At 58.4% G+C, this 25212-nt stretch carries 26 protein-coding genes; 15 read left to right on the top strand and 11 right to left on the bottom strand.

Going from position 1 to position 25212, the window contains the following annotated elements; translation table 11 throughout:
• Window position 1 precedes the first annotated feature (1 nt).
• The gene (locus JT51_RS02460) at window positions 2–457 is read right to left on the bottom strand and encodes an Lrp/AsnC family transcriptional regulator (RefSeq protein ID WP_037309318.1); all 456 of its coding nucleotides are present in this window, start codon (window positions 455–457) and stop codon (window positions 2–4) included.
• A gap of 146 nt (window positions 458–603) precedes the next feature.
• Here JT51_RS02460 and hppD point away from each other — a divergent pair, with 146 nt between their 5' ends.
• Entirely contained in the window at window positions 604–1701 is a 1098-nt protein-coding gene (gene hppD, locus JT51_RS02455; protein WP_037307393.1) for a 4-hydroxyphenylpyruvate dioxygenase, read from the top strand.
• Window positions 1702–1772: 71 nt separating this feature from the next.
• On the opposite strand, the gene JT51_RS02450 is transcribed toward hppD, so the two are convergent.
• A complete protein-coding gene (locus JT51_RS02450) occupies window positions 1773–3710 on the bottom strand; it encodes a hypothetical protein (protein WP_037307391.1) in 1938 nt (645 codons plus the stop codon).
• A 164-nt stretch (window positions 3711–3874) separates the two neighbouring features.
• Between JT51_RS02450 and JT51_RS02445 the strand changes: the two genes are divergently transcribed.
• On the top strand, window positions 3875–4570 hold the full coding sequence (locus JT51_RS02445) for an SIMPL domain-containing protein (protein ID WP_037307388.1): 696 nt from the start codon (window positions 3875–3877) through the stop codon (window positions 4568–4570).
• Here the strand turns inward: JT51_RS02445 and JT51_RS02440 are convergent.
• The 3 genes from JT51_RS02440 to JT51_RS02430 all read right to left on the bottom strand — a co-directional run bounded on the left by JT51_RS02440 (window position 4526) and on the right by JT51_RS02430 (window position 7648).
• Complete coding sequence (locus tag JT51_RS02440; protein ID WP_051927389.1) at window positions 4526–5284, bottom strand: GNAT family N-acetyltransferase; 759 nt, start codon at window positions 5282–5284, stop codon at window positions 4526–4528. The genes JT51_RS02445 and JT51_RS02440 overlap by 45 nt on opposite strands.
• Window positions 5285–5287: 3 nt before the next feature.
• Window positions 5288–6580: an O-acetylhomoserine aminocarboxypropyltransferase/cysteine synthase family protein gene (locus JT51_RS02435; RefSeq protein ID WP_037307385.1), complete on the bottom strand. Its 1293-nt coding sequence runs from the start codon at window positions 6578–6580 to the stop codon at window positions 5288–5290.
• A 72-nt stretch (window positions 6581–6652) separates the two neighbouring features.
• A complete protein-coding gene (locus JT51_RS02430; RefSeq protein WP_037307383.1) occupies window positions 6653–7648 on the bottom strand; it encodes a hypothetical protein in 996 nt (331 codons plus the stop codon).
• Window positions 7649–7819: 171 nt separating this feature from the next.
• On the opposite strand from JT51_RS02430, the gene JT51_RS02425 reads away from it, so the two are divergent.
• From JT51_RS02425 to preA, 3 genes are all read left to right on the top strand, one after another.
• Entirely contained in the window at window positions 7820–8452 is a 633-nt protein-coding gene (locus tag JT51_RS02425; RefSeq protein WP_037309311.1) for a cupin domain-containing protein, read from the top strand.
• A 159-nt stretch (window positions 8453–8611) separates the two neighbouring features.
• Window positions 8612–9946 carry an NAD(P)-dependent oxidoreductase gene (locus JT51_RS02420; RefSeq protein ID WP_037307380.1) on the top strand — a complete coding sequence of 445 codons (1335 nt, stop codon included), beginning with the start codon at window positions 8612–8614 and terminating at the stop codon, window positions 9944–9946.
• 45 nt (window positions 9947–9991) lie between these two features.
• Window positions 9992–11296, top strand: coding sequence for an NAD-dependent dihydropyrimidine dehydrogenase subunit PreA (gene preA, locus JT51_RS02415; protein ID WP_037307378.1), 1305 nt, complete (start codon window positions 9992–9994; stop codon window positions 11294–11296).
• Between the two features lie 50 nt (window positions 11297–11346).
• Here the strand turns inward: preA and JT51_RS02410 are convergent, their stop codons facing one another.
• Window positions 11347–11571: a hypothetical protein gene (locus JT51_RS02410; RefSeq protein ID WP_037307375.1), complete on the bottom strand. Its 225-nt coding sequence runs from the start codon at window positions 11569–11571 to the stop codon at window positions 11347–11349.
• Between the two features lie 34 nt (window positions 11572–11605).
• Window positions 11606–12214, bottom strand: a complete 609-nt coding sequence (locus JT51_RS02405; RefSeq protein WP_037307373.1) for a TetR family transcriptional regulator C-terminal domain-containing protein — start codon at window positions 12212–12214, stop codon at window positions 11606–11608.
• Between the two features lie 170 nt (window positions 12215–12384).
• Here JT51_RS02405 and JT51_RS02400 point away from each other — a divergent pair, with 170 nt between their 5' ends.
• The 10 genes from JT51_RS02400 (at window position 12385) to JT51_RS02355 (ending at window position 21689) form a co-directional block, all read left to right on the top strand.
• Window positions 12385–13635, top strand: coding sequence for a Zn-dependent hydrolase (locus tag JT51_RS02400; RefSeq protein WP_037307371.1), 1251 nt, complete (start codon window positions 12385–12387; stop codon window positions 13633–13635).
• Between the two features lie 93 nt (window positions 13636–13728).
• Complete coding sequence (gene hydA / locus JT51_RS02395; protein ID WP_037307368.1) at window positions 13729–15183, top strand: dihydropyrimidinase; 1455 nt, start codon at window positions 13729–13731, stop codon at window positions 15181–15183.
• Window positions 15183–15656, top strand: coding sequence for a hypothetical protein (locus JT51_RS02390; protein ID WP_037307364.1), 474 nt, complete (start codon window positions 15183–15185; stop codon window positions 15654–15656). Before hydA ends, JT51_RS02390 begins: the two co-directional genes overlap by 1 nt.
• Window positions 15653–16444, top strand: a complete 792-nt coding sequence (locus JT51_RS02385; RefSeq protein WP_037307362.1) for an ABC transporter ATP-binding protein — start codon at window positions 15653–15655, stop codon at window positions 16442–16444. Before JT51_RS02390 ends, JT51_RS02385 begins: the two co-directional genes overlap by 4 nt.
• Entirely contained in the window at window positions 16437–17369 is a 933-nt protein-coding gene (locus JT51_RS02380) for an ABC transporter permease (protein WP_037307360.1), read from the top strand. The genes JT51_RS02385 and JT51_RS02380 overlap by 8 nt, the downstream gene beginning before the upstream one ends.
• Window positions 17366–18211: an ABC transporter permease gene (locus tag JT51_RS02375; protein WP_037307356.1), complete on the top strand. Its 846-nt coding sequence runs from the start codon at window positions 17366–17368 to the stop codon at window positions 18209–18211. Before JT51_RS02380 ends, JT51_RS02375 begins: the two co-directional genes overlap by 4 nt.
• 59 nt (window positions 18212–18270) lie before the next feature.
• A complete protein-coding gene (locus JT51_RS02370) occupies window positions 18271–19260 on the top strand; it encodes an ABC transporter substrate-binding protein (protein ID WP_037309308.1) in 990 nt (329 codons plus the stop codon).
• A gap of 153 nt (window positions 19261–19413) precedes the next feature.
• Window positions 19414–20127, top strand: a complete 714-nt coding sequence (locus tag JT51_RS02365; RefSeq protein ID WP_037307353.1) for an ABC transporter permease — start codon at window positions 19414–19416, stop codon at window positions 20125–20127.
• On the top strand, window positions 20120–20854 hold the full coding sequence (locus tag JT51_RS02360) for an ATP-binding cassette domain-containing protein (RefSeq protein WP_037307351.1): 735 nt from the start codon (window positions 20120–20122) through the stop codon (window positions 20852–20854). Before JT51_RS02365 ends, JT51_RS02360 begins: the two co-directional genes overlap by 8 nt.
• 19 nt (window positions 20855–20873) lie before the next feature.
• Window positions 20874–21689: an extracellular solute-binding protein gene (locus JT51_RS02355; RefSeq protein ID WP_037307348.1), complete on the top strand. Its 816-nt coding sequence runs from the start codon at window positions 20874–20876 to the stop codon at window positions 21687–21689.
• Window positions 21690–21695: 6 nt separating this feature from the next.
• Here JT51_RS02355 and JT51_RS02350 read toward each other — a convergent pair whose 3' ends face one another.
• From JT51_RS02350 to JT51_RS02340, 4 genes are read right to left on the bottom strand one after another with little or no spacing between them, the layout of a single operon-like run.
• Window positions 21696–22568, bottom strand: a complete 873-nt coding sequence (locus JT51_RS02350) for a helix-turn-helix transcriptional regulator (protein ID WP_037307346.1) — start codon at window positions 22566–22568, stop codon at window positions 21696–21698.
• Window positions 22569–22694: a hypothetical protein gene (locus tag JT51_RS22330; protein ID WP_268745976.1), complete on the bottom strand. Its 126-nt coding sequence runs from the start codon at window positions 22692–22694 to the stop codon at window positions 22569–22571.
• Between the two features lie 13 nt (window positions 22695–22707).
• On the bottom strand, window positions 22708–23970 hold the full coding sequence (locus JT51_RS02345; RefSeq protein ID WP_037307344.1) for a c-type cytochrome: 1263 nt from the start codon (window positions 23968–23970) through the stop codon (window positions 22708–22710).
• Window positions 23971–25179, bottom strand: a complete 1209-nt coding sequence (locus JT51_RS02340) for a formate dehydrogenase subunit gamma (protein WP_037307342.1) — start codon at window positions 25177–25179, stop codon at window positions 23971–23973.
• Window positions 25180–25212: the final 33 nt, after the last annotated feature.

Genomic DNA, 25212 nt, shown 5'->3' with positions numbered 1-25212 from the left:
TTCAGGTCGGCAGCGGCGCGTCGCGTTTAAGCTGATCCATCACAATCTGGCTTTGAACCCGTGCCACCGCAGGATGCGGCAGTATCACCTGATGAAGCAAGCGATTGAGGGCGGATAGATCGTCGCAATAGACCCGCAGCAGGTAATCTGCCTCTCCGGTCATCGTCCAGGCGCTGGTGATTTCGGGGCGACTGTCCACCATACGGGAAAAGCTTTTGGATTGTTCCGGCCCATGGGTGCCAAGATGCACCTGGATAAAGCCCTGAACCTGCAGCCCAAGTTTCAAAGGGTCCAACCGTGCGGCATAGCCGGTAATATAGCCTTCGGCCTCAAGCCGTTGACGGCGGCGGCCTGCCTGGCTGGGCGACAGGTTCAACATTTCCCCCAACTGATGCGCGGTTAGGTGGGCGTTTTTCTGCAATGCGGACAGCAGCTGTGTGTCAGTGGAATCCAGCATATGCGCAAATTCTCCGAAAAAATTTAAATACATGCGTTGTTTGCGCATATGAGGGGAAGTTACACGAAAACAATGCGCAGAAACAGCGTTGCTTAAGGCATATTTTGGAATCAGCAAAGAAATTCCTGTTTATACGGAGACGCGCCATGGGACCCTTCCCGCACAACGCCCCGAAATCTGTCATCAGCAAAGAAAACCCCGCCGGAACCGATGGGTTCGAATTCGTCGAATTCGCGCATCCCGATCCGCAGGAATTGCGCGATCTGTTCGCAAGGATGGGGTATGAACTGGTTGGCCACCATAAAAACGAACCTGCCGTCGAACTGTGGCAGCAGGGTGATGTGACCTATATTCTCAACGCTGACCCCAACAGCTTTGCGGCGCGGTTCGTCGAAGAACACGGACCCTGCGCACCTGCGATGGGCTGGCGTGTTGTCGATGCGCAAAAAGCATATGAGCACGCGATTGCCCAAGGTGCCGAGCCTTACGAGGCCGCGGACAAAACACTGGACGTTCCGGCAATCAAGGGGATCGGCGGGTCGCTGATCTATTTCATTGATCAATATTACGACACGTCGCCATACAATACCGAGTTCAAATGGATCAAACAGTCCAAACCGGGCGGGGATGGGTTCTATTACCTCGATCACCTGACGCACAATGTCTACAAAGGCAATATGGACAAGTGGTTCCGGTTTTACGAAGACCTGTTCAACTTTCGCGAAATTCGGTTCTTTGACATTCAGGGCAAGTTTACCGGCCTGTACAGCCGCGCCCTGACATCGCCGTGTGGGCGTATCCGTATTCCAATCAACGAAGACCGTGGGGAAACCGGGCAGATCGTCTCTTACCTAAAGAAATACAAAGGCGAGGGGATTCAGCACATCGCGGTCGGAAGCGAGGATATCTATGCCTCGACCGATGCAATTGCTGAAAAGGGTCTGAAGTTTATGCCCGGCCCGAATGAAGCTTACTATAACTTGTCCAAGGATCGCGTTGCCGATCACGCAGAGCCGCTGGATCAGATGATGAAGCACGGCATTCTGATTGATGGTGAGGGCGTTCTTGACGGTGGCGAGACCAGAATTCTGCTGCAAATCTTCTCAAAAGCGGTGGTCGGGCCGATCTTTTTCGAGTTCATCCAGCGCAAAGGGGATGATGGGTTCGGCGAGGGGAATTTTCAGGCGCTCTTTGAATCCATCGAACGTGAACAGATTGAAAGTGGTGAAATATCAGCGGCTTGAATGCGTGTATTGAAGTGTAAGGTGAAATTCCGAGGGGCAGGGGTCCCCTCGGTCACAACGGTGAAAACCCTTTAGCTGCGCGGCATTTTCAGCGTCAGGTTTCGGCCTTTCTTTTGGTAACGCAGTTCGCTATCGCTGATTGCGATGACCTTGCCGCCATCAATCCTGTCCCCGATTTTCAGCTTTTTGTACCGCCCGCTGGGCAAGCGCACCAGAGCCCGCCGGTTGGCTGGGGTGCCATATACGCCGATCAGGTTAAGTTTACGCAGATTAAGGGCATTGTCGATCGTTGCCCGCCGCGCAACCGAAGCTGAGGATGGTATCTTGGGCGCAACGGCTTTCGGTTTGAAAGTCCCGGCCTCAGCACCTTGCGGAGCAATTGCGGCGGTCGAGCCCAGATTGGCGGTCTTCGTCCCCGAGGTTCGCACCAGACCCGCCGGGCGAATTCTGGGGCGGGGTACGCGCACAACAGCCAACGCAGTCGGGGTTTCATCGACCTGTGGCTGTTCCTGCAAGGATTTGGGGCGCAGTTTGGGGCGCAAAACGGCCAGTTCACCGCGTGTGCGCCCGCCCAGTTGTTGGCGCTCAAAGCGTTCAATCAGATCGCCGGGGCGGAGTTTAGGGCGCTTTTCAGCCAGCCGATTGTTTGTGTCTTCCTGAATTGGCTCCTGCTCGAACCGGACCGGAACTTCTGGCGGAACTTTCGACGGACGTCCCAGAAAGACGATGATACCGTCCGGGTTCAGCGCGCCTTCGGGTGTGGGGATAACCAAACCGCGTTCATCAAGATCAAAGCGCGTCCCGGCGATGCTGGGCAATGCGACCTGATCGAATGGCTCATCGGTTTCAAGGCTTTGCACCGGGGGCAGGGCAATGGCATCGCGCGAAAGGTTAGAGTTGTCGACCGACGCCAGATACAGCTCAACTGGTTGCGACAATGGCGGCGAAATCAGCGGTTCGGGCGTTGTGATGATCTGACCGGTTTGCGTTAGGGTAAGTTGCGTTTGCGCGTCGCGGGCAACCTCATCAACCTGCGTCGGTGCCACTTTCAGCGCCTCAAGGATCGCCGCATCGGTGGCGGATACATCCGGCGGGGTTTCACTGGTCGGATCGGGCACGATTGGGTCGGATTCTGTGGCACCAGGTGCCACCTCAGCCGACTGCGACGATGTTGTCTCTGGTTCAGCCGGGGTGCCGTTTGCTGACGCTTCGGACGTTGATGGGGGGCTTTCGATCTGTGCCAGTTCGGTGTCGGACGTTTCGCTGCTGTCCGACCCGGTCAAAGCCCACAACCCCAGTGCGGCACCAAAAACAGCCGCAGCGGCAGCGGCTGGTACGGCATAGCGCTTTGTCAGTGGTTCGGGGGTCGCCTTTGGGGTTACATTGGAGCCCATGACCGGGGCCGAGCGAAACTCTGGCGGGGCCGTTTCATCGGCAACGGGATGAACCGTGGGCGCGTCGGGCGTCGCGTTTGTGGCATCCTCAGACACCGTTGTATCGCTTGCCGGGGGCAGGGTGTCCGCGGCAGGCCGGTCCTGCGGCGGTGCAGAAAACAGTACGTCTGTGGGGAAGTCCTGAGGGTCGGGTTCGGTGCTGAACTGAACCGGGATAAACCCGTGCTCGATCGCAAAATCGCGGGCTTCGTCCAGCGTCTGCCTGGTAACTGCCGCAGCATAGGTGGTCGAACCGGCTGTGGAAGTGGCGAACACCAGGTCTTGGACCGAATAGGGCGTGGAATCGGCCAGTGCGACCCGCACATTTTGGTCGGCTTCATCCGTGGGCGGGCCATCGGCTGTGACCGACAGAAACCGTACCTGATCCAAGGGGATCATGACCTTGCAACTCAGATCGTTTTCAAGGGCAAAGCCCTTGTCCCGCAGGTCCCGCAACTGATCGCTCAGGTCCGACGCGGCCAGATCGACCTCGCCCACACGGAACCAGTCATCATCCGAATGGTGGTGCAGAGAAATTCCGGTAGTAGAAAAAGACAGCGCAAAGGCAGGTTTCATAATCCGGAAGAACCATAATTGTCAGCATCAATGCAAACGACATCTCGTCCGCAGGCTGATATTAAAGCAGGATCCCGCCGAGGGAAAGAAAAAGCCGGAGGTTCCCCTTGTTCGGGTGACCCCCGCCATCCCATGTTGGGGATGAAGAAGTCGGAGGGAAGACCTTGAAGAAAATCGCTTTTCTGGCCGCGATGCTGGCCATCACCGCCGCAGGTATGGCCTATGCGGAAGAACGTCGCATCACGGTTGATGCGGCCGGCACCGTGCAAGCCACGCCCGATATGGCAACCATCACGCTGGGCGTGACCAACGAAGATCCGCAGGCATCAAATGCGATGCAGGCGACATCCGACGCGGTGGCGCAGATTCTGAAGCGGTTGGACGAAATGGGGGTCAAAGCCCGCGACGTTCAAACCCGCGATTTGTCGCTGTCTCCGGTATGGTCCAGCCGCAATAATCCCAACGGTGACCGCCCCGAGATTTCGGGCTTTGTCGCCTCGAACAACGTGCAGGTTCGTGTGCGCGACCTGACGCAGCTGGGCACGATCATGGATGCCGTCATCCAGGACGGTGCCAATGATTTCGGCGGGCTTAGCTTTGGGGTGCAGGACCCGGCGCCGTTGCAGGCGCAGGCGCGTGCCAATGCCGTGGCCGAAGCCACCGCAAAGGCGCAACAGCTGGCACAGGCGGCAAACGTAACGCTGGGCCCTGTTCAGCAGATCAGCGAGCAGCTTGGCGGCATCCGCCCAGCCCCACAGTTGCGCGCAATGAACCTGTCAGAGGCCGGCAGCGTACCGGTTGCGGGGGGCGAGGTTTCAATCTCGGTCAACGTGTCGATGGAATTCGGTATTGCCGAGTGACCCTTGTTCCTGACTGCGGGCCATCAACGGTTGTCGTTGCTGGCCCGTCTGGTCAAAGTTATCTGGCGAAAGCCAGGCCTCGAACGCGGAACGGATGCGCGGCCATTCGCTGTCGAGGATCGAATACCACGCGGTATCCCGGTTGCGGCCCTTATAGTGGGTCGCCTGCCGGAAAATGCCTTCGAAGGTAAAGCCCAGCCGCTCGGCCGTCCGGCGGGACGGTGCATTCAGCGCATCGCATTTCCATTCGTACCGGCGATAACCCAGCTCATCGAAAACGCGGCGCATCATCAGGTACATGACCTCGGTCGATTGCGGTTTGCGCTGCAACAGGGGCGAGAAATGGATATGCCCCACCTCGATGACACCCGCCGCAGGTTCGATCCGCAAGAACGAGGCCATGCCAACCGGCGTTTCGTCACCGGTCAGCACGGTGTGAAACATCGGGTCGGCGTCCATGCAGGTCGCGCGGACCCACGTGTCAAAACCCTGTTCGTTGTCGAACGGCCCATGGGGTAGATAGGTCCAGTTGCGACCGTCTGTGTCGGTGGCAAACGCCCGGTACAATCCGGGCGTGTGACGGTTCACATCCAATGGCACGACTGAACAATAGTGGCCTTCCATCGGGGTATAGGGCGGCGTCGGGCGAGGGAACTCGCCTGACACCGGCAGGCCGATGGGTTGACCCAGATCATTTGTGTCGTGCCCGCTCATCGGTCAGGCCGTGGCTTTGGACAGCGCCTGATCCAGATCGGCGATCAGGTCGTTGGCGTCTTCGATGCCGATGGACACGCGGACCACTCCTGGCCCGGCACCTGCGGCCTCTTGCTGTTCCGGTGTCAGCTGACGGTGCGTGGTCGAGGCCGAATGGATGATCAGCGACCGCGCGTCGCCCAGGTTGGCAACATGGCTGAAAATCTCAAGCGAATTCACCAGTTTGACGCAGGCGTCATAACCGCCCTTGACCGCAAAGGTGAACAGCGCGCCAGCGCCTTTCTTGTAATGCGCCTTGACCCGGTCGTGATAGGGTGAAGACGGCAGGCCCGCATAGGTCACGTAATCCACACGGTCGTCAGCTTCCAACCAGGCGGCGACCTTCTGCGCGTTTTCAACGTGACGCTCCATCCGCAGGGACAGGGTCTCGATCCCCATCAGCGTATAATGCGCGGCCTGTGGGTTCATCGTCATACCCAGATCGCGCAGGCCAATGGCGATGCCGTGGAAGGTAAAGGCAAGCGGGCCAAAGGTCTCGTGAAACTTGAGCCCGTGATAGGCTTGTTCCGGTTCGCTGAGCGAGGGGAACTTGTCATTTGCCGACCAGTCGAATTTGCCCGAATCCACGATGCAGCCGCCGGTGACAGTGCCGTTGCCGGTCAGGTATTTGGTGGTGGAATGCACCACCAGCGTCGCGCCCTGTTCGATCGGGCGGCACAGGTATGGCGTGGCCGAGGTGTTGTCGACAATCAGCGGAATGCCCGCCGCATCCGCCACATCCGCCAGCGCGCGGATGTCGGTGACATAGCCGCCTGGGTTGGCGATGGATTCACAGAACACCGCGCGGGTGTTTTCGTCGATGGCGTCTTTCACGGCGTCCAGATCATCGGTATCGACAAATTTGGCCGACCAGCCGAACCGTTTGATGGTCTGGCTGAACTGGGTGACCGTGCCGCCATACAGGCGGGTCGACGCGATCACATTGCACCCGGGTCCCATCAGCGGGAACAGCGCCATGATCTGCGCCGCATGACCTGAGGAACAGCACACCGCGCCAACGCCACCTTCCAGCGTTGCAACCCGTTCCTGCAGGACGGCCACGGTCGGGTTGGTCAGGCGCGAATAGATGAACCCGACCTCTTGCAGATTGAACAGGGCTGCCGCGTGATCTGCGTCGCGGAACACGTAAGCCGTTGTTTGATAAATAGGTGTCTGACGGGCACCCGTGGCCGGATCGGGCCGTGCGCCCGCGTGAATTTGCAGCGTGTCAAAACCGTAGGTGGGGCCGTCTGACATCGTTTAAATCTCCTGTTGGAATGTGTGTTGCTGAATCTCTAGGCGATTGAGCGCGTTCACACAACAATCCTGTCAGCGCATCCACAGGCCCTTGCTTTTGATCTTGTTGCGCAGAGCCTGCTCGCGCTGGGGCAGGTTGTCACGGTCAAACATATCGCGGATTTTATGGCCCTTGCGCTGGATCACCAGCTTTTTGATCGGGTCATACGCCTTGAGCACCTTCTTGACCCGGTTCGGCATGGCCACAGTTTCCAGCACTTCGATCACATGATCGCTTTCGCGGGCGTAAAGCAGCGGGAACAAGCGATAGTGGCAACTGACCGAGCCGTCCAGCAATCCCGATGGCAGGACATCCCGCCCCCCACCAAAGGAATGTATGACCAGCGGCAGCGCAGCCTGATCCAACCAGGGGTTCAGGTTCTGGCCGGCCAACTCCAGGATTTCCGCTTCCTTGATGGTGCGGGCATAGTCCAGAAACCGCTCACCGAATTGTCGTGGGCATTTGTAGAAGAAATATCCAGCGTTAAAATAAAGATACCGCCGCCAGTAGTCGAACGGCTGATTGGTATCCAGCGAGCTGTCGAAATCCAGCCCGAACTGATTGTAAAGCGCGCTCCAGATGCCATCAAAGCCGGGGCCGTAAAGTGTGGGCTTTGGCCACGTGCCTTCGACCTTTTGCGATGCGCCGGGACGGTCAAAATCGAAGGGCACATTTGTCAGGTCGCCCGTGATCAAAGTGTCGCTGTCGAAAAACACAAAGGGTTCGCCTTCGGGCAATGCCAGCAGTGCCTCGATCTTGTTGCCGTAAGGATAGCTTTCGCCGAAGACGCGGTTTTCAAACGGCAGTATTTCCACGTCCAACTGCTGCAGGGCCTTCAGGACGTCCTCATCCCGGATGCTGGGGTCCTGTGACCAGCGCGGCCCGGCTTGTGGCACCGCCACAAACAGGCGGCCCGAAAAGTTGGCAGAGCTGTGCCGAAGCGACGCCGCGAACAGCAGGGCCTCATACTGAAGGCGGTTGTTTTGTCCGATGATGACGATGTTGAACTTGGCGGGTGTGGCCTGCATCGGGTGACTTTCGGGTTCGTGGCCGTTGTCCGGCGCTGCTCGGTTGCTTTGCGCTTACAGTACGCAGCGGTAGTCGTAATAACCAGATGTGACGGTTTTTCAAAAGCGTGAAATTTGAAAACGAAGATTTCGCGCCCATCTAATGTTCAGATGCTGAAACAGGAGAATCCCATGAGGGTCAACGCAGATTTCACCCAGCGTGTTGCGGTCCATTTCGATCAGAATGAGTGGGTCGCGTCGCCAGCGGCCGGTGTTGAACGCAAAATGCTGGATCGCATCGGCGAGGAAGTGGCCCGCGCCACCACCATTGTCCGCTTTGCCCCCGGCAGTGCATTCGCCGCGCATACCCATGACGGAGGCGAAGAGTACCTGGTTCTGGACGGTGTGTTTCAGGATGAAACCGGCGATTTTCCTGTCGGCAGCTATGTGCGAAACCCGCCAACCTCATCACATACACCCTCGGCCAAAGAGGGGGCGACCATTCTGGTCAAACTGCACCAGTTTGATCCCGACGACAGAATCGAGGTGCGCCGTTCGATCAACGGGGCGGGCAACGTTCAATTGTTCAAGGATGCGCAAGAAGAGGTGCGCGTGATAAGTTTGGCACCCGGAGAGGTGTTGGATTTGGACGCCGCGCAGGGTCTGGAGCTGTTTGTGATCGAAGGCGGGCTACAGGAATCCGGTGAGGAATTTTCCCCTTGGGATTGGCTCAGATTGCCGCCCGGATCACAGTCAAGCGCCACCGCTGGTGCATCGGGCGCGCGGATCTGGGTGAAAATTGGGCACCTGTCTCAGATGCTCTGATCTTATTTCACACCTAAAAACGGACGATTATGATGGAAAACCGGGCTATCTGGCCCGGTTTTTAGATTTTTTGACCTCATTATAAATTTTACCAATTGATAAAAAATCAGATTGTGGCAAGCTGAGGTCATAACGAACATATCTACAGGGAGTAGAGCGATGGCACAGGGCCAGATGGTCCCCGGCATTGTCTCCGGGCGGCTTTCCAGCGATGAACTGACATCGAATTTTACCGATCTGCATCCACCCTTGGCTGGGCATGAGGCCGCCGTGGCCGCGGACCGGTGCTATTTTTGCTATGACGCGCCATGTGTGACGGCCTGTCCGACGGACATCGATATTCCGCTGTTCATGCGCCAGATTCAGGCCGGGCAGCCGGAAGCGGCGGGTGAGACCATTCTGACCCAGAACATTCTGGGCGGCATGTGCGCCCGCGTTTGCCCGACCGAGACATTGTGCGAAGAGGCCTGCGTGCGCGAAACCGCCGAGGGTGCCCCGGTCGAGATTGGCCGCCTGCAGCGTTATGCAACCGACAGTGTGATGACCGCCGGGGATCACCCGTTTGAGCGGGCCGCACCGACGGGCAAAACCGTCGCTGTGATCGGGGCAGGGCCTGCGGGTCTGGCCTGTGCGCACCGGCTGGCGATGCTGGGGCATGACGTTGTGATCCACGAAAGCAAACCCAAACCTGGCGGGCTGAACGAATACGGCATCGCCGCCTATAAATCGACCAATGACTTTGCTCAGGTCGAAGTCGACTGGCTGCTGAAAATCGGTGGGATCACCATCGAAACAGGCTCGGTTCTGGGGGAAAGCATCTCACTGGACGGTCTGGTCGAGGCGTATGACGCCGTCTTCCTGTCCATAGGGCTGGCCGGGGTGAACGCCCTGCGCACGCAAGGGGCCGATCTGGATGGGGTGCGTCATGCTGTCGATTTCATCTCTGACGTGCGTCAGGCGGATGATTTGGCACATCTGCCTGTTGGGCGGAACGTGGTCGTCATCGGCGGTGGCATGACCGCCGTGGACGCCGCGGTGAAATCCAAGCTGCTTGGGGCCGAGCATGTGACCATTGCCTATCGTCGTGGTCGGGATGCGATGGGGGCCAGCCGGTACGAACAGGATCTGGCCGCATCGCATGGCGTAAAGATCATGACCAATGTGCAGCCGGTCATGGTGCATGGCGACGGCGCAGCGGCAGAGATCGAATTGGAGTATACTGCCAGTCACGATGGTAAGCTGACCGGAACCGGAGAGGTGATCCGTATTGCGGCTGATCAGGTTTTAAAAGCGATCGGTCAAACGTTGGAAGGCGCACCAGAAGGATTGGCGCTGGACGGAAGCAAGATCGCTGTCGACGATGCGGGGCGCACTTCGATGACCGGAATCTGGGCCGGGGGGGACTGCGCCACCGGTGGTGATGACCTGACCGTCACAGCCGTGGCCGAAGGGCGCGACGCCGCGATGGATATCCACGCGAAACTGACCGCGTGAAACACGTAAGATAAAGATGCTTCACTGCATCAGGGAGGCCGGAAAATGGCTGATTTAAAGACAAACTTTCTGGGAATCGAAAGCCCAAATCCCTACTGGTTGGCTTCGGCGCCGCCGACAGATAAGGAATACAATGTCCGCCGTGCCTTTGAGGCCGGATGGGGTGGCGTGGTCTGGAAAACGCTGGGGTCCGAGGGCCCCCCGGTCGTGAATGTAAACGGGCCTCGATACGGTGCGATTTATGGCGCAGATCGGCGCTTGCTGGGTCTGAACAATATCGAATTGATCACCGACCGGCCATTGGAGGTGAACCTTGAAGAGATGGCGCGGGTCAAGGCCGACTACCCGGATCGTGCGCTGATCGCCTCGATCATGGTGCCGTGCGAAGAAGAGGCTTGGAAGGCCATCCTGCCACGCGTTGAGGAGACCGGGGCAGATGGAATCGAGCTGAACTTTGGCTGCCCCCACGGGATGAGCGAACGGGGGATGGGTTCGGCCGTCGGGCAGGTTCCGGAATATATCGAAATGGTCACCCGCTGGTGCAAGAAATACTATGACCGGCCAGTCATTGTAAAGCTGACGCCGAATATCACAGATGTTCGCAAACCCGCCGAAGCGGCGAAAAATGGTGGCGCAGACGCGGTGTCGCTGATCAATACCATTAACTCGATCACCAGCGTCAATCTGGACACACTTAGCCCCGAACCCTCGATTGATGGCAAGGGTAGCCATGGGGGGTATTGCGGTCCGGCGGTGAAGCCGATTGCCCTTTCGATGGTGTCCGAAATCGCGCGTGCCGAGGCCACACATGGCCTGCCGATCTCGGGTATTGGTGGCGTGACCACATGGCGCGATGCGGCCGAGTTCATGGCGCTGGGATGTGGTACCGTTCAGGTCTGCACAGCCGCGATGACCTATGGGTTCAAGATCATTGATGAACTGACTGCGGGCCTGTCCAAATGGATGGACGAAAAGGGATATACGGACGTGTCGCAGGTTGTCGGCCTTGCGGTGCCGAACGTGACGGACTGGAAGTATCTGAACCTGAACTATGTGGCCAAGGCTAAGATTGATCAGGACCAGTGTATCAAGTGCGGTCGCTGCTATGCTGCGTGCGAAGACACCAGCCATCAGGCAATCTCGATGTCTGCGGATCGGGTGTTCGAGGTCATGGACGACGAATGCGTCGCCTGCAACCTGTGCGTGGATGTCTGCCCAGTGGACGGATGTATCTCGATGGTGCCGATGGCGGCGGGTGAGGTTGATCCGCGCACTGGTCAAGAGGTGCAGCCAGAATATGCCAACTGGACGACACACCCGAATAACCCCATGTCAAAGGCGGCTGAGTAGGTAAGATTTTTCGACGAAAAATCCTGGGCGAGAAAACTCGGCGAATTTTCTTAGAACAGAATGTCGATGGGGCCGTTGTGGCAAATAACGATGTACTGGTTGGCAGTGCGGATCAAATGATATCCGCGCTGCTTGACTTCGTTTTGGAACCGGGCATGACCCACCTCGCGTTCAACCCAGGCAACTGACCTGCGCACCACTGCTCCACGTTTGGCGGATTGGGTTGAAAACAATTGGGCAATCCAGGGGTCTGGTGTGTGTCGGGTCGGCAGCATGTCGTTAGCCTGACCAATCAGAGTTAATTTGCCCTTAAGGTCTCAGCAGTTTGCGATAGAGCGTGTCGACAAACGGTTCAGCACCTTCATAGGGATCTTCGTCGCCCAAAATCACCCGGACCTGAATATCGAAGTCGGCGTAATGTTGCGTCAGCGCCCAGATCGAGAAAATCAGATGATAGGGGTGCAGTTTCGCGATTTTACCCTGATCCATCCAATCGGTCAGGATCGCTGTTTTCTCGTCCACCAGAACCTTCAGGTCATGTGACAGGGCCGAGTGAATGCGGGGTGCGCCCTGTACGAGTTCGTTAGCGAACAGTCGGCTTTCACGTGGAAATTCGCGGCTCATCTGCAGTTTGCGGCGGATGTAAGAAAGAATTTCCTCCATCGGGTCACCGGTCGCGTCGAGATCGTGCAATGGGGCAAGCCATGTTTCCAACAGGCCCGACAGCAGGGCGGTGTGGATCGCCTCTTTCGACGGGAAGTAATACAGCAAGTTGGGTTTGCTCAGCCCGGCCTCGGTCGCGATCTGGTCCACGGTCGCACCACGAAATCCATGTGCAGAAAACACGTTCAGAGCGGCTTCAAGAATCGCGGCGCGGTTCTTTTTCTGAATTCGGGTCGGAGCGCGATCCTTGGGCATGTTTACTGCGTGTCTCTTTTTTCATCGTGCAGGGGCTAAAGATACCGAATTAAGTGACGGCTCCATGCAATTTCTTGACTGATTTCGAACCCGTGATAGCGTGAGTTTGACCAGATGGTCAAATCAACACACCAAAAGCGAGCCAAATCGCAAGCAACAGGGAATTTAGAATGGCAGCTCCGGCGCAGAACCTCAGGATCAATGGCGACAGGCTGTGGGACAGCCTGATGGAGATGGCCAAGATAGGCCCGGGTATTGCTGGTGGCAACAACCGACAGACGCTGACGGATGAGGATGCCGAGGGCCGCGCGTTGTTCCAGGAATGGTGCGAGGATGCAGGTTGTTCCATGGGGTTGGACCAGATGGGCAATATGTTTGCCCGCCGCGAAGGCACCGACCCCGATGCGTTGCCGGTCTATGTTGGTTCGCATCTGGATACGCAGCCCACAGGCGGAAAATATGACGGGGTGCTGGGCGTATTGGGCGGGTTGGAGATCATTCGCACGCTCAACGATCTGGGCATCAGGACCAAGCACCCGATTATCGCGACCAATTGGACCAACGAAGAGGGCACGCGATATGCTCCGGCGATGCTGTCCTCGGGCGTGTTTGCTGGGATGCATACGCAGGATTGGGCCTATGACCGAGAGGATGCCGAAGGGAAGAAGTTCGGTGAGGAGCTTGAACGTATCGGCTGGCGCGGTGATGAGGACGTTGGCACACGCAAGATGCATGCCTTTTTTGAACTTCACATTGAGCAGGGTCCGATCCTTGAGGCTGAAGGTAAGGATATCGGCGTCGTGACCCATGGGCAGGGTTTGAGTTGGACCCAGGTCACCATCACCGGCAAGGATGCGCATACCGGCTCGACCCCGATGCCGATGCGCAAGAATGCGGGTCTGGCGATGGCGCGGGTTCTTGAAAAGGTCGATGAGATCGCATGGTCGCATGCACCCCATGCAGTGGGCGCGGCGGGGCATATCGAGGTCTTTCCCAACTCTCGCAATGTGATCCCCGGCAAGGTGGTGTTTACGGTCGATCTTCGGTCACCCGATCTGGCCGTCATAACAGACATGGAGAACCGTCTGAGGGTCGCGGCCGAGGATATCGTCGAAGACATGGGTCTTCAGATCGAATTCGAGAAAGTTGGTGGGTTTGATCCGGTGACGTTCGACGAGGATTGCGTGGCTGCGGTACGGAGTGCCGCCGAACGGTTGGGGCTTTCGCACACCGACATCATTTCTGGCGCAGGGCATGACGCGTGCTGGATCAACCGGGTGGCGCCAACCGCGATGGTGATGTGCCCCTGTGTGGATGGGTTAAGCCACAATGAGGCCGAGGAGATCAGCAAGGACTGGGCGGCAGCCGGGGCCGATGTTCTGTTCCACGCGGTCGTCGAGACGGCACAGATTGTGGAATAGGGGGGCGCTGCCCCCGTCGCCCGCCGGGCGACTCCCCCGGGATATTTTTGGCCAGATGAAGCAAGCGGCGCAGACCGCATCAGGGAGATTAAAATGAACACTGTGATCAAGAACGGGACCGTCGTAACCGCCGATCTTTCCTATAAGGCGGATGTGATGGTCGAGGGTGGCGTCATCACCGAGATCGGCTTGGATTTGAAGGGTGACAAGGAGTTGGATGCGACGGGGTGCTATGTGATGCCAGGCGGGATTGATCCCCATACGCATCTTGAGATGCCGTTCATGGGGACCTATTCCAGCGATGATTTCGAAAGTGGAACGCGGGCAGCGTTGGCCGGCGGTACCACGATGGTGGTGGATTTTGCCCTGCCGAACCCGGGCGAAAGCCTGCTGGATGCGTTGAAGCGGTGGGACAACAAGTCGACCCGTGCGAATTGCGATTATTCGTTCCACATGGCCGTGACCTGGTGGGGTGAGCAGGTGTTTGATGACATCAAAACGGTGATCGAGACACGCGGCATCAACACGTTCAAGCATTTCATGGCTTATAAGGGTGCGTTGATGGTGAATGACGATGAACTGTATTCGTCATTCAAACGCCTGGCAGAGTTGGGCGGTATCGCCATGGTACATGCCGAGAATGGCGATGTTGTGGCTGAACTGAGCGCCAAGCTGCTGGCCGAGGGCAACACGGGCCCCGAGGCGCATGCCTATTCTCGGCCGCCGCAGGTTGAGGGCGAGGCCACCAACCGTGCGATCATGATTGCCGACATGGCGGGCGTGCCGCTTTATGTGGTGCATACGTCCTGCGAAGAGGCGCATGAAGCCATCCGGCGCGCCAAAATGCAGGGCAAGCGGGTGTGGGGGGAACCCCTGATCCAGCATCTGACGTTGGATGAGAGCGAGTATTTCAACCAGGATTGGGACCACGCGGCACGGCGGGTTATGAGCCCCCCATTTCGGAACAAGCAGCATCAGGATAGCCTATGGAATGGTCTGCATTCTGGCACGTTGAGTGTTGTGGCGACGGACCATTGCGCCTTTACGACCGAGCAAAAACGCAACGGTGTTGGTGACTTTACCAAGATTCCCAACGGCACCGGCGGATTGGAAGATCGGATGCCAATGCTTTGGACCCATGGTGTGAACACGGGGCGTCTGACGCCGAATGAATTTGTTGCGGTGACGTCAACAAACATCGCCAAGATATTGAATTGCTATCCGAAAAAAGGTGCGATTCTTGTTGGGGCGGATGCGGATATCGTTGTTTGGGATCCGGAGAAATCCAAGACGATCAGCGCCGATACGCAGCAATCTTCAATCGATTACAACGTGTTCGAGGGCAAAGAGGTCAAAGGCCTGCCGCGCTTTACTATGACACGGGGGCAACTGGCGGTGCATGACGGTGAAATTCGCACGCAGGAGGGCCACGGTGACTTTGTCGCACGCCAGGCCAATGGTCATGTGAACACGGCGTTGAGCACCTGGAAAGAACTGACCGCGCCGCGGCCGATCAAACGCACGGGAATTCCGGCGACGGGGGTTTGATGGGGCAGGAGGTCTGGAAAATCGGGCGACCGTCGTTTGCGCGCTACGCGGGGTTTGCAGCGGTGACCATATTGTTCACCTTGCTGCTAATGATGTTCTCGGCAATTGTCCCTAATCTCTCGGGCGAGGCCATCGTCAATATTCTTTTTGGGATAGCATTTCTCTTTTTTTGGGGGAGCCCAATTTGGGTTCCGGTAATGCTATTCTCGCTGGTTCCGGGGTTCTTTGTTTATCGCTGGATGGTCGGAAAGTTACTGCCCTCCAAGATATTGCCGATGCTATCTGTTTCCACCGCAGCGCTTGTTGTGAGCATCCAGAGTTCAATAGGCATACCTGTAGGGCTTCGCATCTTATCACCGGAAAGAAGCTTCTTTGAGTTTTTTTCAGCGGCTCAGTTCTGGCCCCTGATTTTCGGCGCTCCTGCAGCAGTACTGTCAGCTCTTCTAGTCCTCTACAAACGAGATACTCAATGACGACCCAAGGCACTACGACAGTCATAGAGGCCAAGGCTCTCGACCTTACCTTCCAGACCAATGACGGACCGATCCACGCGCTCAAGGATGTGAACCTGACGGTCGACAAGGGTGAATTCGTAAGCTTTATCGGCCCCTCGGGCTGTGGCAAGACCACCTTTTTGCGCTGCGTTGCAGCGCTTGAGGCGCCGACCGGGGGAACGCTGACCGTTAACGGCATGACCCCGGATGAGGCACGGCGCAACCGGGCTTATGGCTATGTGTTTCAGGCCGCAGGTCTGTATCCCTGGCGGACTATTGCCAAGAATATCAAGCTGCCGCTTGAGATCATGGGCTATTCGGCGGCGGAACAGGACGAACGGGTCAGGAATGTTCTGGAACTGGTCGACCTTGAAGGGTTCGGTGGCAAGTTTCCCTGGCAATTGTCCGGCGGGATGCAGCAGCGCGCCAGTATTGCGCGGGCGCTGGCGTTTGACGCCGACATTCTGCTGATGGACGAACCATTCGGAGCGCTGGACGAGATTGTGCGCGATCACCTGAACGAGCAGCTATTGGCGCTGTGGGCGCGCACGGAAAAGACCATCGGTTTTGTAACCCACTCGATCCCCGAGGCGGTGTATCTGTCCACCAAGATCGTGGTGATGAGCCCGCGCCCGGGGCGGATAACAGATGTGATCGACAGCCCTCTGCCAAAAGAGCGGCCATTGGACATCCGCGACTCGCAGGAGTTCATCGAAGTCGCCCATCGTGTACGCGAGGGGTTGCGGGCGGGTCATGCGGATGAGTAACGGTGCGTTCAAAGCCTTCTGGGCCGTTCTGACGGTTCTCGCGATCATCGTCGCGTTCTGGTACGCGGCCTGCATCCCGATGAACATCAAGGGCGTGTTGACTGAACAGGAGCGGGCAGGGGCCGTGGTGCAGCCGCCTTCGGCCAAGGATCGGCGCGACTTGTCGGAATTTGGACTGGTACTGACGAATAGTTTCGCCATTCCGGCCACGTGGGATCAGGATCGGCCCCGCTTACCCGCCCCGCATCAGGTCGCGGTCGAGATGTGGGAAACCACGGTTCAGAAAAAGATCACCTCGAAACGGTCGCTGGTCTATCACGCCTGGGTTACGCTAAGCGCGACGATGTTGGGGTTTGCGATTGGCACCGGGCTGGGCATCGTGCTGGCTGTGGGCATCGTGCATAGCCGGGTCATGGACCTGTCGGTGATGCCTTGGGCCATCGTCAGTCAGACAATCCCGATCATCGCGCTGGCCCCGATGATCATCGTGGTGCTGTATTCGGTTGGGATTCAGGGGATTATTCCCAAGGCTGTGATCTCGGCCTATCTGAGTTTCTTTCCGGTGGTCGTTGGCATGGTCAAGGGCCTGCGCAGCCCTGATGCGATGCAGTTGGATCTTTTGCGCACGTACAATGCAAGCCGCGCGCAGGGGTTCTGGAAACTGCGCTTGCCTGCGTCGCTGCCATACCTGTTCACATCGCTGAAGATCGGTATCGCGGCCTCACTGGTCGGCGCGATTGTCGGGGAACTGCCGACGGGGGCTGTTGCTGGTTTGGGCGCGCGGTTGTTGGCGGGCAGCTATTATGGGCAGACGGTACAGATTTGGTCGGCCCTGTTTGCAGCGGCCCTTCTGGCGGCCAGCCTTGTGGGGCTGTTGGGACTGGTTGAGAGGAAAGTTCTGAAACGGATGGGGGTAGCGCAATGATACTGGTGTTGTTTGCATTCCTCCTGTGGCTGCTTGGTTGGTGGGTGAACGGCCGCCTGGCCAGCGGACCCTACGCGGATACCCGCATGGTGCGATTTCTCGCGCCGCTGATTTTTGGTCTGACAATCATCGGCATCTGGGAACTTGTGGTGCGGGGGTTAGAGGTTTCATTGGTCATTCTGCCAGCCCCTTCGTTGATCGCCGTGCGTTTTGCCGACAGCCTGTCTGTTCTTTGGGCAGACTTTGTTCAGACCATCATCAAAGGCGCGTTCAGCGGATACATCATCGGATGCGGCGCGGCATTTTTGACGGCGATCGCCGTGGACCGATGGGAGTTTCTGCGCCTTGGGTTGCTGCCGGTCGGCAACTTTGTGGCCGCCTTGCCGATTGTGGGCACTGCGCCCATTCTGGTGATGTGGTTCGGGTTCGACTGGCATTCGAAGGCGGCGGTAGTCGTGGTGATGGTATTCTTTCCCATGCTGGTGAATACTGTGGCCGGTCTGCGCGAGGCGACAGCCATGCAACGGGATTTGATGGAAACCTACGCGGCCTCTTATTGGCAAAGCTTCCTGAAACTGCGTCTGCCTGCCGCAATGCCTTTCATTTTCAATGGCCTGAAGATTTCCACTACACTGGCTCTGATCGGCGCTATCGTGGCCGAGTTCTTTGGCTCGCCCACATTGGGTATGGGCTTTCGGATATCGACCAGCGTGGGGCAATTGTCGCTGGATATGGTCTGGGCTGAAATCGTTGTGGCGGCGCTGGCCGGAACGGCCTTTTATGGCCTTGTGGCGATGGTCGAAAAAGCGGTGACCTTTTGGCACCCGTCGCAACGCGGATAACGACAGAAATTCAACAGACCCCGAAAACGGGGCATCAACAGCAACTAGGAGATATGAAGATGAAAAAGCTACTCAGCGGGGCGGTTACCGCCTTTAGCCTGGCAGCCAGCGCTGCACTGGCGGCGGATGAGGTGACATTGCAATTGAAATGGGTGACGCAGGCGCAGTTCGCAGGCTATTACGTCGCCAAGGACAAAGGGTTTTACGAGGAAGAGGGGCTGGATGTCACCATCCTGCCCGGTGGCCCGGATATTGCGCCGACCCAGGTGATCGCAGGCGGCGGTGCCGATGTGACCGTGGAATGGATGCCCGCCGCGCTGGCTGCACGCGAAAAGGGGCTGCCGCTGGTGAATATTGCCCAGCCATTCAAAAGCTCTGGCATGATGCTGACCTGTTGGAAGGACGCGGGGATTTCCTCGCCCGAGGACCTCAAGAATCGCACTTTGGGCGTTTGGTTCTTTGGGAATGAGTTCCCGTTCATGAGCTGGATGAGCCAATTGGGCATCGACACGGGTGGCAAAGGCGAAAGCGGTGTCGAAGTTCTGAAACAGGGTTTCAACGTCGACCCCTTGCTGCAGCGTCAGGCTGATTGCATCAGCACCATGACCTACAACGAATACTGGCAGGTCATTGATGCGGGCGTAAACCCGGATGAGCTGGTGACATTCAAATACGAAGATCAGGGCGTCGCCACGCTGGAAGATGGTCTGTATGTGCTTGAGGAAAACCTCAGCGACGCGGCATTTACCGACAAGATGGAGCGGTTTGTCCGCGCCTCGATGAAGGGATGGAAATACGCCGAAGAACATCCGGATGAGGCGGCCGAAATCGTGCTTGAGAATGACGCGACCGGTGCCCAGACCGAAGAGCATCAGAAACGCATGATGGGTGAAATCGCCAAGTTGACATCCGGTTCCAACGGCGCGCTGGACCCCGCGGATTTTGAACGCACCGTAGGCACTTTGCTGGCGGGCGGTTCTGATCCGGTGATTACCAAGCAGCCCGATGGTGCCTGGACCCATCAGATCACGGATGCGGCCCTGAACTGAACCCTGTGTCTTACCTGACAACGCGCGGTCCCAATCGGGGCCGCGTTTCTGTTTGGGCATGTCGGAAACGTGTCTGTACTTGAAGGGCAAAAGCATTAGTATTCCGGTGCATATCAACGCATTTCATACGAAATGCCAGCCACACGGAAAATTATGCAAGGTTTTGCATCAGAATTCAGTTCGGCAATTGCTCTGATCCTGAATGGGGATGCAGAGCTTTGGGCGATTGTTCTGTTGTCCCTGAAAGTTTCCATCTTTGCCGTCCTGATTTCTGCGGTGATCGGGATGCCCGTAGGGGCCGCGCTGGCGGTTGCCCGCTTTCCGGGGCGGCGCATGTTGATTGTGCTGATGAACGCCCTGATGGGGTTTCCGCCGGTTGTTGTCGGGTTGCTGGTCTATCTGATGTTGTCGCGCTCGGGGCCGCTGGGTGTTCTTGAGTTGCTGTATACGCCGACCGCGATGATCATTGCGCAGGTGGTGTTGGTCACGCCCATCGTGGCGGCGCTGACCCGGCAAGTGATCGAAATGCTGGCCGAGGAGTATTCGGAACAACTGCGGTCGCTGGGCGTGTCGCGTCTGGCGTCGGTGCCGGTGCTGTTGTGGGACGCGCGGCTGGCGCTGGTCACGGCTTTGCTGGCCGGGTTTGGCCGGGCCATTGCCGAGGTGGGCGCGGTGATCATCGTCGGCGGCAATATCAACCACGTTACACGGGTGATGACCACGACCATCGCGCTTGAGACATCCAAAGGTAATCTGGCGCTGGCCTTGGCCCTGGGGGCAATTCTGATCGGGATTGCCGTGGCCGTGAACGCGATGGTCAGCACGCTCAGCCTGCGGGCCGAGAGGGAGGGGTTGCGCCATGCGTGATCTGGTCCCGGATAGGGCAGGTTGCCTTTCGGTGGATGGGGTGGGGATCACCCGCAAGGGCAAGGCGTTGCTGGATGTGTCGCGGCTTTCGCTTGATGGGCCTGGTCCGACGTTGATCCTTGGGCCGAACGGGGCGGGCAAAAGCCTGCTGCTGCGGTGCCTGCACGGTTTGATCGTGCCGGATCAGGGGCAGGTCAGGCAGGACGGTGCGATCCTGAACGCCGAACACAAGGCGCGGCAGGCCATGGTGTTTCAGCAGCCCGTTTTGCTGCGGCGGTCGGTTGCGGCCAATCTGGACTTTGTGCTGAAACGACAGGGTTTGCCCCGGGCCACACGCAAGATCCGTATCGAGGAACTACTGGCCGAAGGCGGGTTGGATGGAAAAACCCGTCAATCGGCGCGGTCACTGTCCGGGGGCGAGGCACAGCGGCTTGCCATCCTGCGCGCCCTTGCGCTGGAACCCGAGACGCTGTTTCTGGACGAACCCACCAGCGCATTGGACCCCAGTGCCACACAGATGATCGAGCGGATGATCCTGCGCGCCTCGACCCGTGGTGTGCGCATCGTCATGGTCACACATGACATCGGTCAGGCGCGGCGGCTGGCGGCAGATATCGTGATGATGCAGGGCGGTCATGTGGTTGAACATGGGGCGGCCAAACAGGTATTGGATGCCCCCGAAAGCGATGCCGCCCGCCGGTATCTGGCAGGTGGGCTGGTCACATAATCAATAACAGGAGATCTGAATGATCCGGAATTTCCTTCGGGCAGCCGTTGTGACTCTTGGCCTGACAGCGGCACCTGCCAGTGCCGAAGCGCCGTTTATCGTGGTGCAATCAACGACATCGACCCAGAATTCGGGCTTGCTGGATTACATCCTGCCGGGGTTTGAGGCCGAAACCGGCATCGACGTGCGTGTGGTCGCCGTCGGCACCGGGCAGGCCATCCGGAACGCGATCAACGGCGATGGCGACGTTCTGCTGGTCCACGCCAAACAGGCCGAGGAACAATTCGTCACCGAGGGCTGGGGTGTTGAGCGGTTTGACGTGATGTACAACGATTTCGTGCTGGTCGGGCCAAAGTCCGATCCGGCCAAGGTGAGAGGCGGTACAGATATCGTGGCGGCGCTGGCGGCGGTGGCCGGTGCCGAGGCCACCTTTGCCTCGCGCGGGGATGACAGCGGTACCCATAAGGCGGAAATGCGCTTGTGGGATACGGTGGACACCGACCCGACCGCAGCGTCGGGCACATGGTACCGCGAGACAGGTTCGGGCATGGGGGCGACGCTGAATGTGGCCAGCGGGATGGACGCTTATACGCTGACGGACCGGGCCACGTGGCAATCGTTTGGGAACCAAGGCAACCTTGAGGTTCTGGTCCAAGGCGATCCCCGCCTGTTCAATCAGTATGGCGTTATTCTTGTGAACCCCGAAAAGCACCCGCGCGCGCGGGCAGCAGCTGGGCAGAGGTTCATCGACTGGCTGATCGGCCCGGATGGCCAATCGGCGATTGCGTCTTACAAGCTGGACGGTCAGCAGCTGTTCTTTCCCAATGCGGATTGAGGTACCTCAGCCGCTGGACCCGTTGTGGTGGATCGTGCCCAGACCGGACAAGTCATAGCCGCCGAATTCGGCCGCGCGCGCGCTGAACCGGTCTGATTGCAAAAAGCTGAGAAGTCTGAGCATCGGGTCGTCGAAATACGCGCGTCGCCAGATCGCCAGATCCAGCCGTTCGGAATGCGTCGGCGCAAAGCCCAGATCATAAAGCCCCGCCAAGGCGCCCAATCCAAACCCGGCCTCGGCCTTGTTGTCGTGCAGGGCGATGGCCAGTTCTTCTTCGGTACGGGCGCAAACGGGCAGGGTGTCCAGATCGTTGCGCGTCAGGCCGTGGGCCTCAAGCTGTGTGTCGAACAGCCGCTGGCTGGCGGCACTGATTTGCCGCAGGATCACCCGGCGCCCTTTCAGATCGGCAAACCCTGTGATGTCCGTGACGCCGGGTGCCAGCAGAAGCCCGCGCTGCCGTTGCGCAATCTCAAAAAGGACCACAGGTGCCTCGCCCAAATTGGCGCGCAGGGTTTGGGTGTTGAACCCCTGTTCTTCATGGATGTGCAGCGCAGCGGCCTGCGCGCTGCGCTCCTTCAGGCGGATCATCCCGTCGAACGATCCGTCATAATAAGTCGCCAGACCCGACCCGCTTTCGCGCAGCGCCCAATCCAGTAGCGGGTCGTGGCTGCCTGCCACGATTGGCGGCAGGGGCGGTTCGGCCACTTGCGGCCCGGTCCGCGACGCATTGAGCCAGGCGATGATCTCGGCGCGTGGAAACAGCAGCTTGCCCATGGCGCGCACGCAGGGCACCTGGCCGGACGAGGCCAGATCATAAGCCTTCCGTTCGCCAATACGCAGCAGATCGGCCAGTTCCTTGGTGGTCAGGAATTCGGACATTCAGTCGAGACGCACGGCCGACCCGGTTCCCGCATCAGCGGCGCTGAACCCGATCTGACCAAGAGTATAGGGCGCGGCAACGGTGATCACGACCATCGCGGCGACAGCGGCAAGAAAGGCTTTCATGTTTTCCTCCGGTTCAGTTTTCCGGTGCCGTTGCGCGGCGCAGAAAGGCAATCAGGTCGTCCCGGTCGCTGGCCTGCGTGATCCGTTGCATCGGCATCTTAGAGCCCGGAATGTAGTGGTCTGGCCCTTCGTCGAAAAGGGCATTAATCGTTTTGTCATTCCAAATGATATCAGAGTCTTGCAACGTGTCCGAGTAGAAATACCCCGGCAAGGTGCCCGCTGGTCGTCCGAAGATACCGTGCAGTGTGGGGCCAGCGCGTCTTTCGCCATCCGGCGTCAGGCTGTGACAGATTGAGCATTTGCGGGTGAACTGGCGCTCTCCATTGCTCATCTCGGCGGGATTTTTCAGAAAACCGGGTTGGGTTGCGGCCATCTGTTCCTGTTCGTCCAGCGCGGAAACCGGCCAGCTATACATGGCCTCGTCCATGCCGCCGGCGTGAAGGTTTTCCCCATCCGGCGAAAATGCCAAGGCCCAGACCGGGCCGCGCAAGGTTGCGCGAAAATCCTGTGCGATACGCCAGTCGACTGTGTCGATGACCATGATGTAACCCTCACCATCGCCAACGGCCAAAAGATTGCGGTCCGGGCTGATGGCCAAAGCCAGGATGGGGCGGCGACCCAGAGTGAAATCGCGCTCTGATCCGGTGGTGAGATCAAGAATACGCGTGACACCATCCACAGCGCCATAGGCGATCCAGTTGTCCTGCGCGTTCAGTATCAGTTCGTTGATACCGAACCCGTGTTCGATCAATCTGCTTGTTTCCTGTCCGCTGGACACATCCCAAATACGCAGCGACCCGTCCATTCCCGCGGAATAAAGCTGTGTGCCATCCGGTGAAAACACCACTGAATTCACGCCGCTGCCGGTAGGGCCCAGTGTCATGGGGGCCGTTCCGTCAACCGGCCACAGGCCAATAGTTCCATCCCAACTGGCAGTGGCCACATGGGTTTTGGATGCCGCCAGGCCGACGATCTTGCCTTTGTGTTGTCCGACAATTTCGCCACCCGGCCAGCGGCGCAATGTAAAATCATCCCCGGCGGAATAGATTGCAGTGCCGTTGAAAGCGACCGAGTTCACGGCGGCCTCGTGGCCTTCCAGCCATTGCGGCGTCTGTTCGGTCCACAGCCCCACAGAATTGTCGAAGCTTGCCGTTGCAATGCGCCCATCGGGCGCGGTGGCAATGCCCATGATCGGCCCGCCATGACCTTTCAGCGTATAGAACTCTGCCCACGCAGGCAGAGGCAGCATAGCCAACGCCAACGCCAGCCGCCGCATCTATTCAGCAGGCGAGGCCGCTGCTTTGCCAGCCTCTTTTTCCTGCACCTCTTCCAGCCACAGTGAATGGTGCTCGCGCGCCCATTGTTCCTCGACCTCGCCGGTGCCCATGGCATCGAACGCGCCTTCCATGCCGACCGAACCAAGGTAGATATGGGCGATAATGATCGCGATGAAGACATAAGCGATCATGACGTGCCAGACCTGCGCGTACTGCATCTCCTCTTGTGGGGACATCTGCACCGGCAGGTTCAGGCCCAGCATCTGCGGGATGCCGGTGGCATTGGCGATCGAAAAGGTCTTGGCAAAGAGCGGCATCTCAAACGGGAACAGCAGCGACAAGCCGGACAGGCTGATCGAAACACCCAACAGAATGCAGGCCCAGAAGACGATCTTTTGGCCCGCGTTGAATTTCTTGGCAGGCGGGTGGCTGTTTTTGGTGAACAGACCACCGCCAGCGGCCAGCCACTTCAGATCTGTGCGGTTCGGGATATTGTGTGCGATCCAGTTCACGGTGACGATGATCAGCCCCAACATGAAAGCCCATGCCAGATTGTTGTGCAGCCATTTGCACCCCTGAGCAATCGCAGCGAACCCTTCTTTCCCAAAGATCGGGATCAGGAAGTCACGGCCATAAAGCGTCAGCAGGCCAGTCAGACCGAGCACCAGAAAAGACCCGGCAAACAGCCAGTGACCGAAACGTTCGATGCCGTTGAAACGGGTCACGGTTCGCCCCGTCTTTTCACCATCAATCCGGATTTTCCCCCGGATCAGGAAAAAGAGCAGCAGAACAGCCAGCATTCCGCCCAGAATATAGGTGCCATATTCCCGCAATGGCCCGGTGCGGAAGTTCAGCCACCACATGCCGCCGTCCTGAATCAGAACACTGGCCGCGGGTCCCTTGGACGACACGGTTACATCCGCCGACCCGTAGCGCAGCGCGCGGTAGACATCGCTGTCCGAGGCTACGCCACGCGTGCCCAGCTGACCCAGCAAGCCTTCGGCGTTGCTTTGTCCTGTGTTGTCCGAGCGATAGCTGTTATCGACCTTTTCGCCGCGTTGACGGGCAAGAATGTCTTCGAGGGTCGTTGCCCCGCCAGTTTCGGCGCGACCTGGTTCCGGTACGGCAACGCCGTCCTCGGTCGTTTGCGCGGCAGCAGCTTGCGCGACGCCAATAGCGAACAGAAATGCGATGAGTAAGCGGAACATCTGAACCTCGGTGAAAATCCCAGATCAGACGAC

The sequence above is a fragment of the Ruegeria halocynthiae genome (genome assembly GCF_000743705.1).
GTDB lineage: Bacteria > Pseudomonadota > Alphaproteobacteria > Rhodobacterales > Rhodobacteraceae > Ruegeria > Ruegeria halocynthiae_B.
Note: the sequence above shows the minus strand (reverse complement) of the source record. Positions and strands in the feature narration are given on the sequence as shown.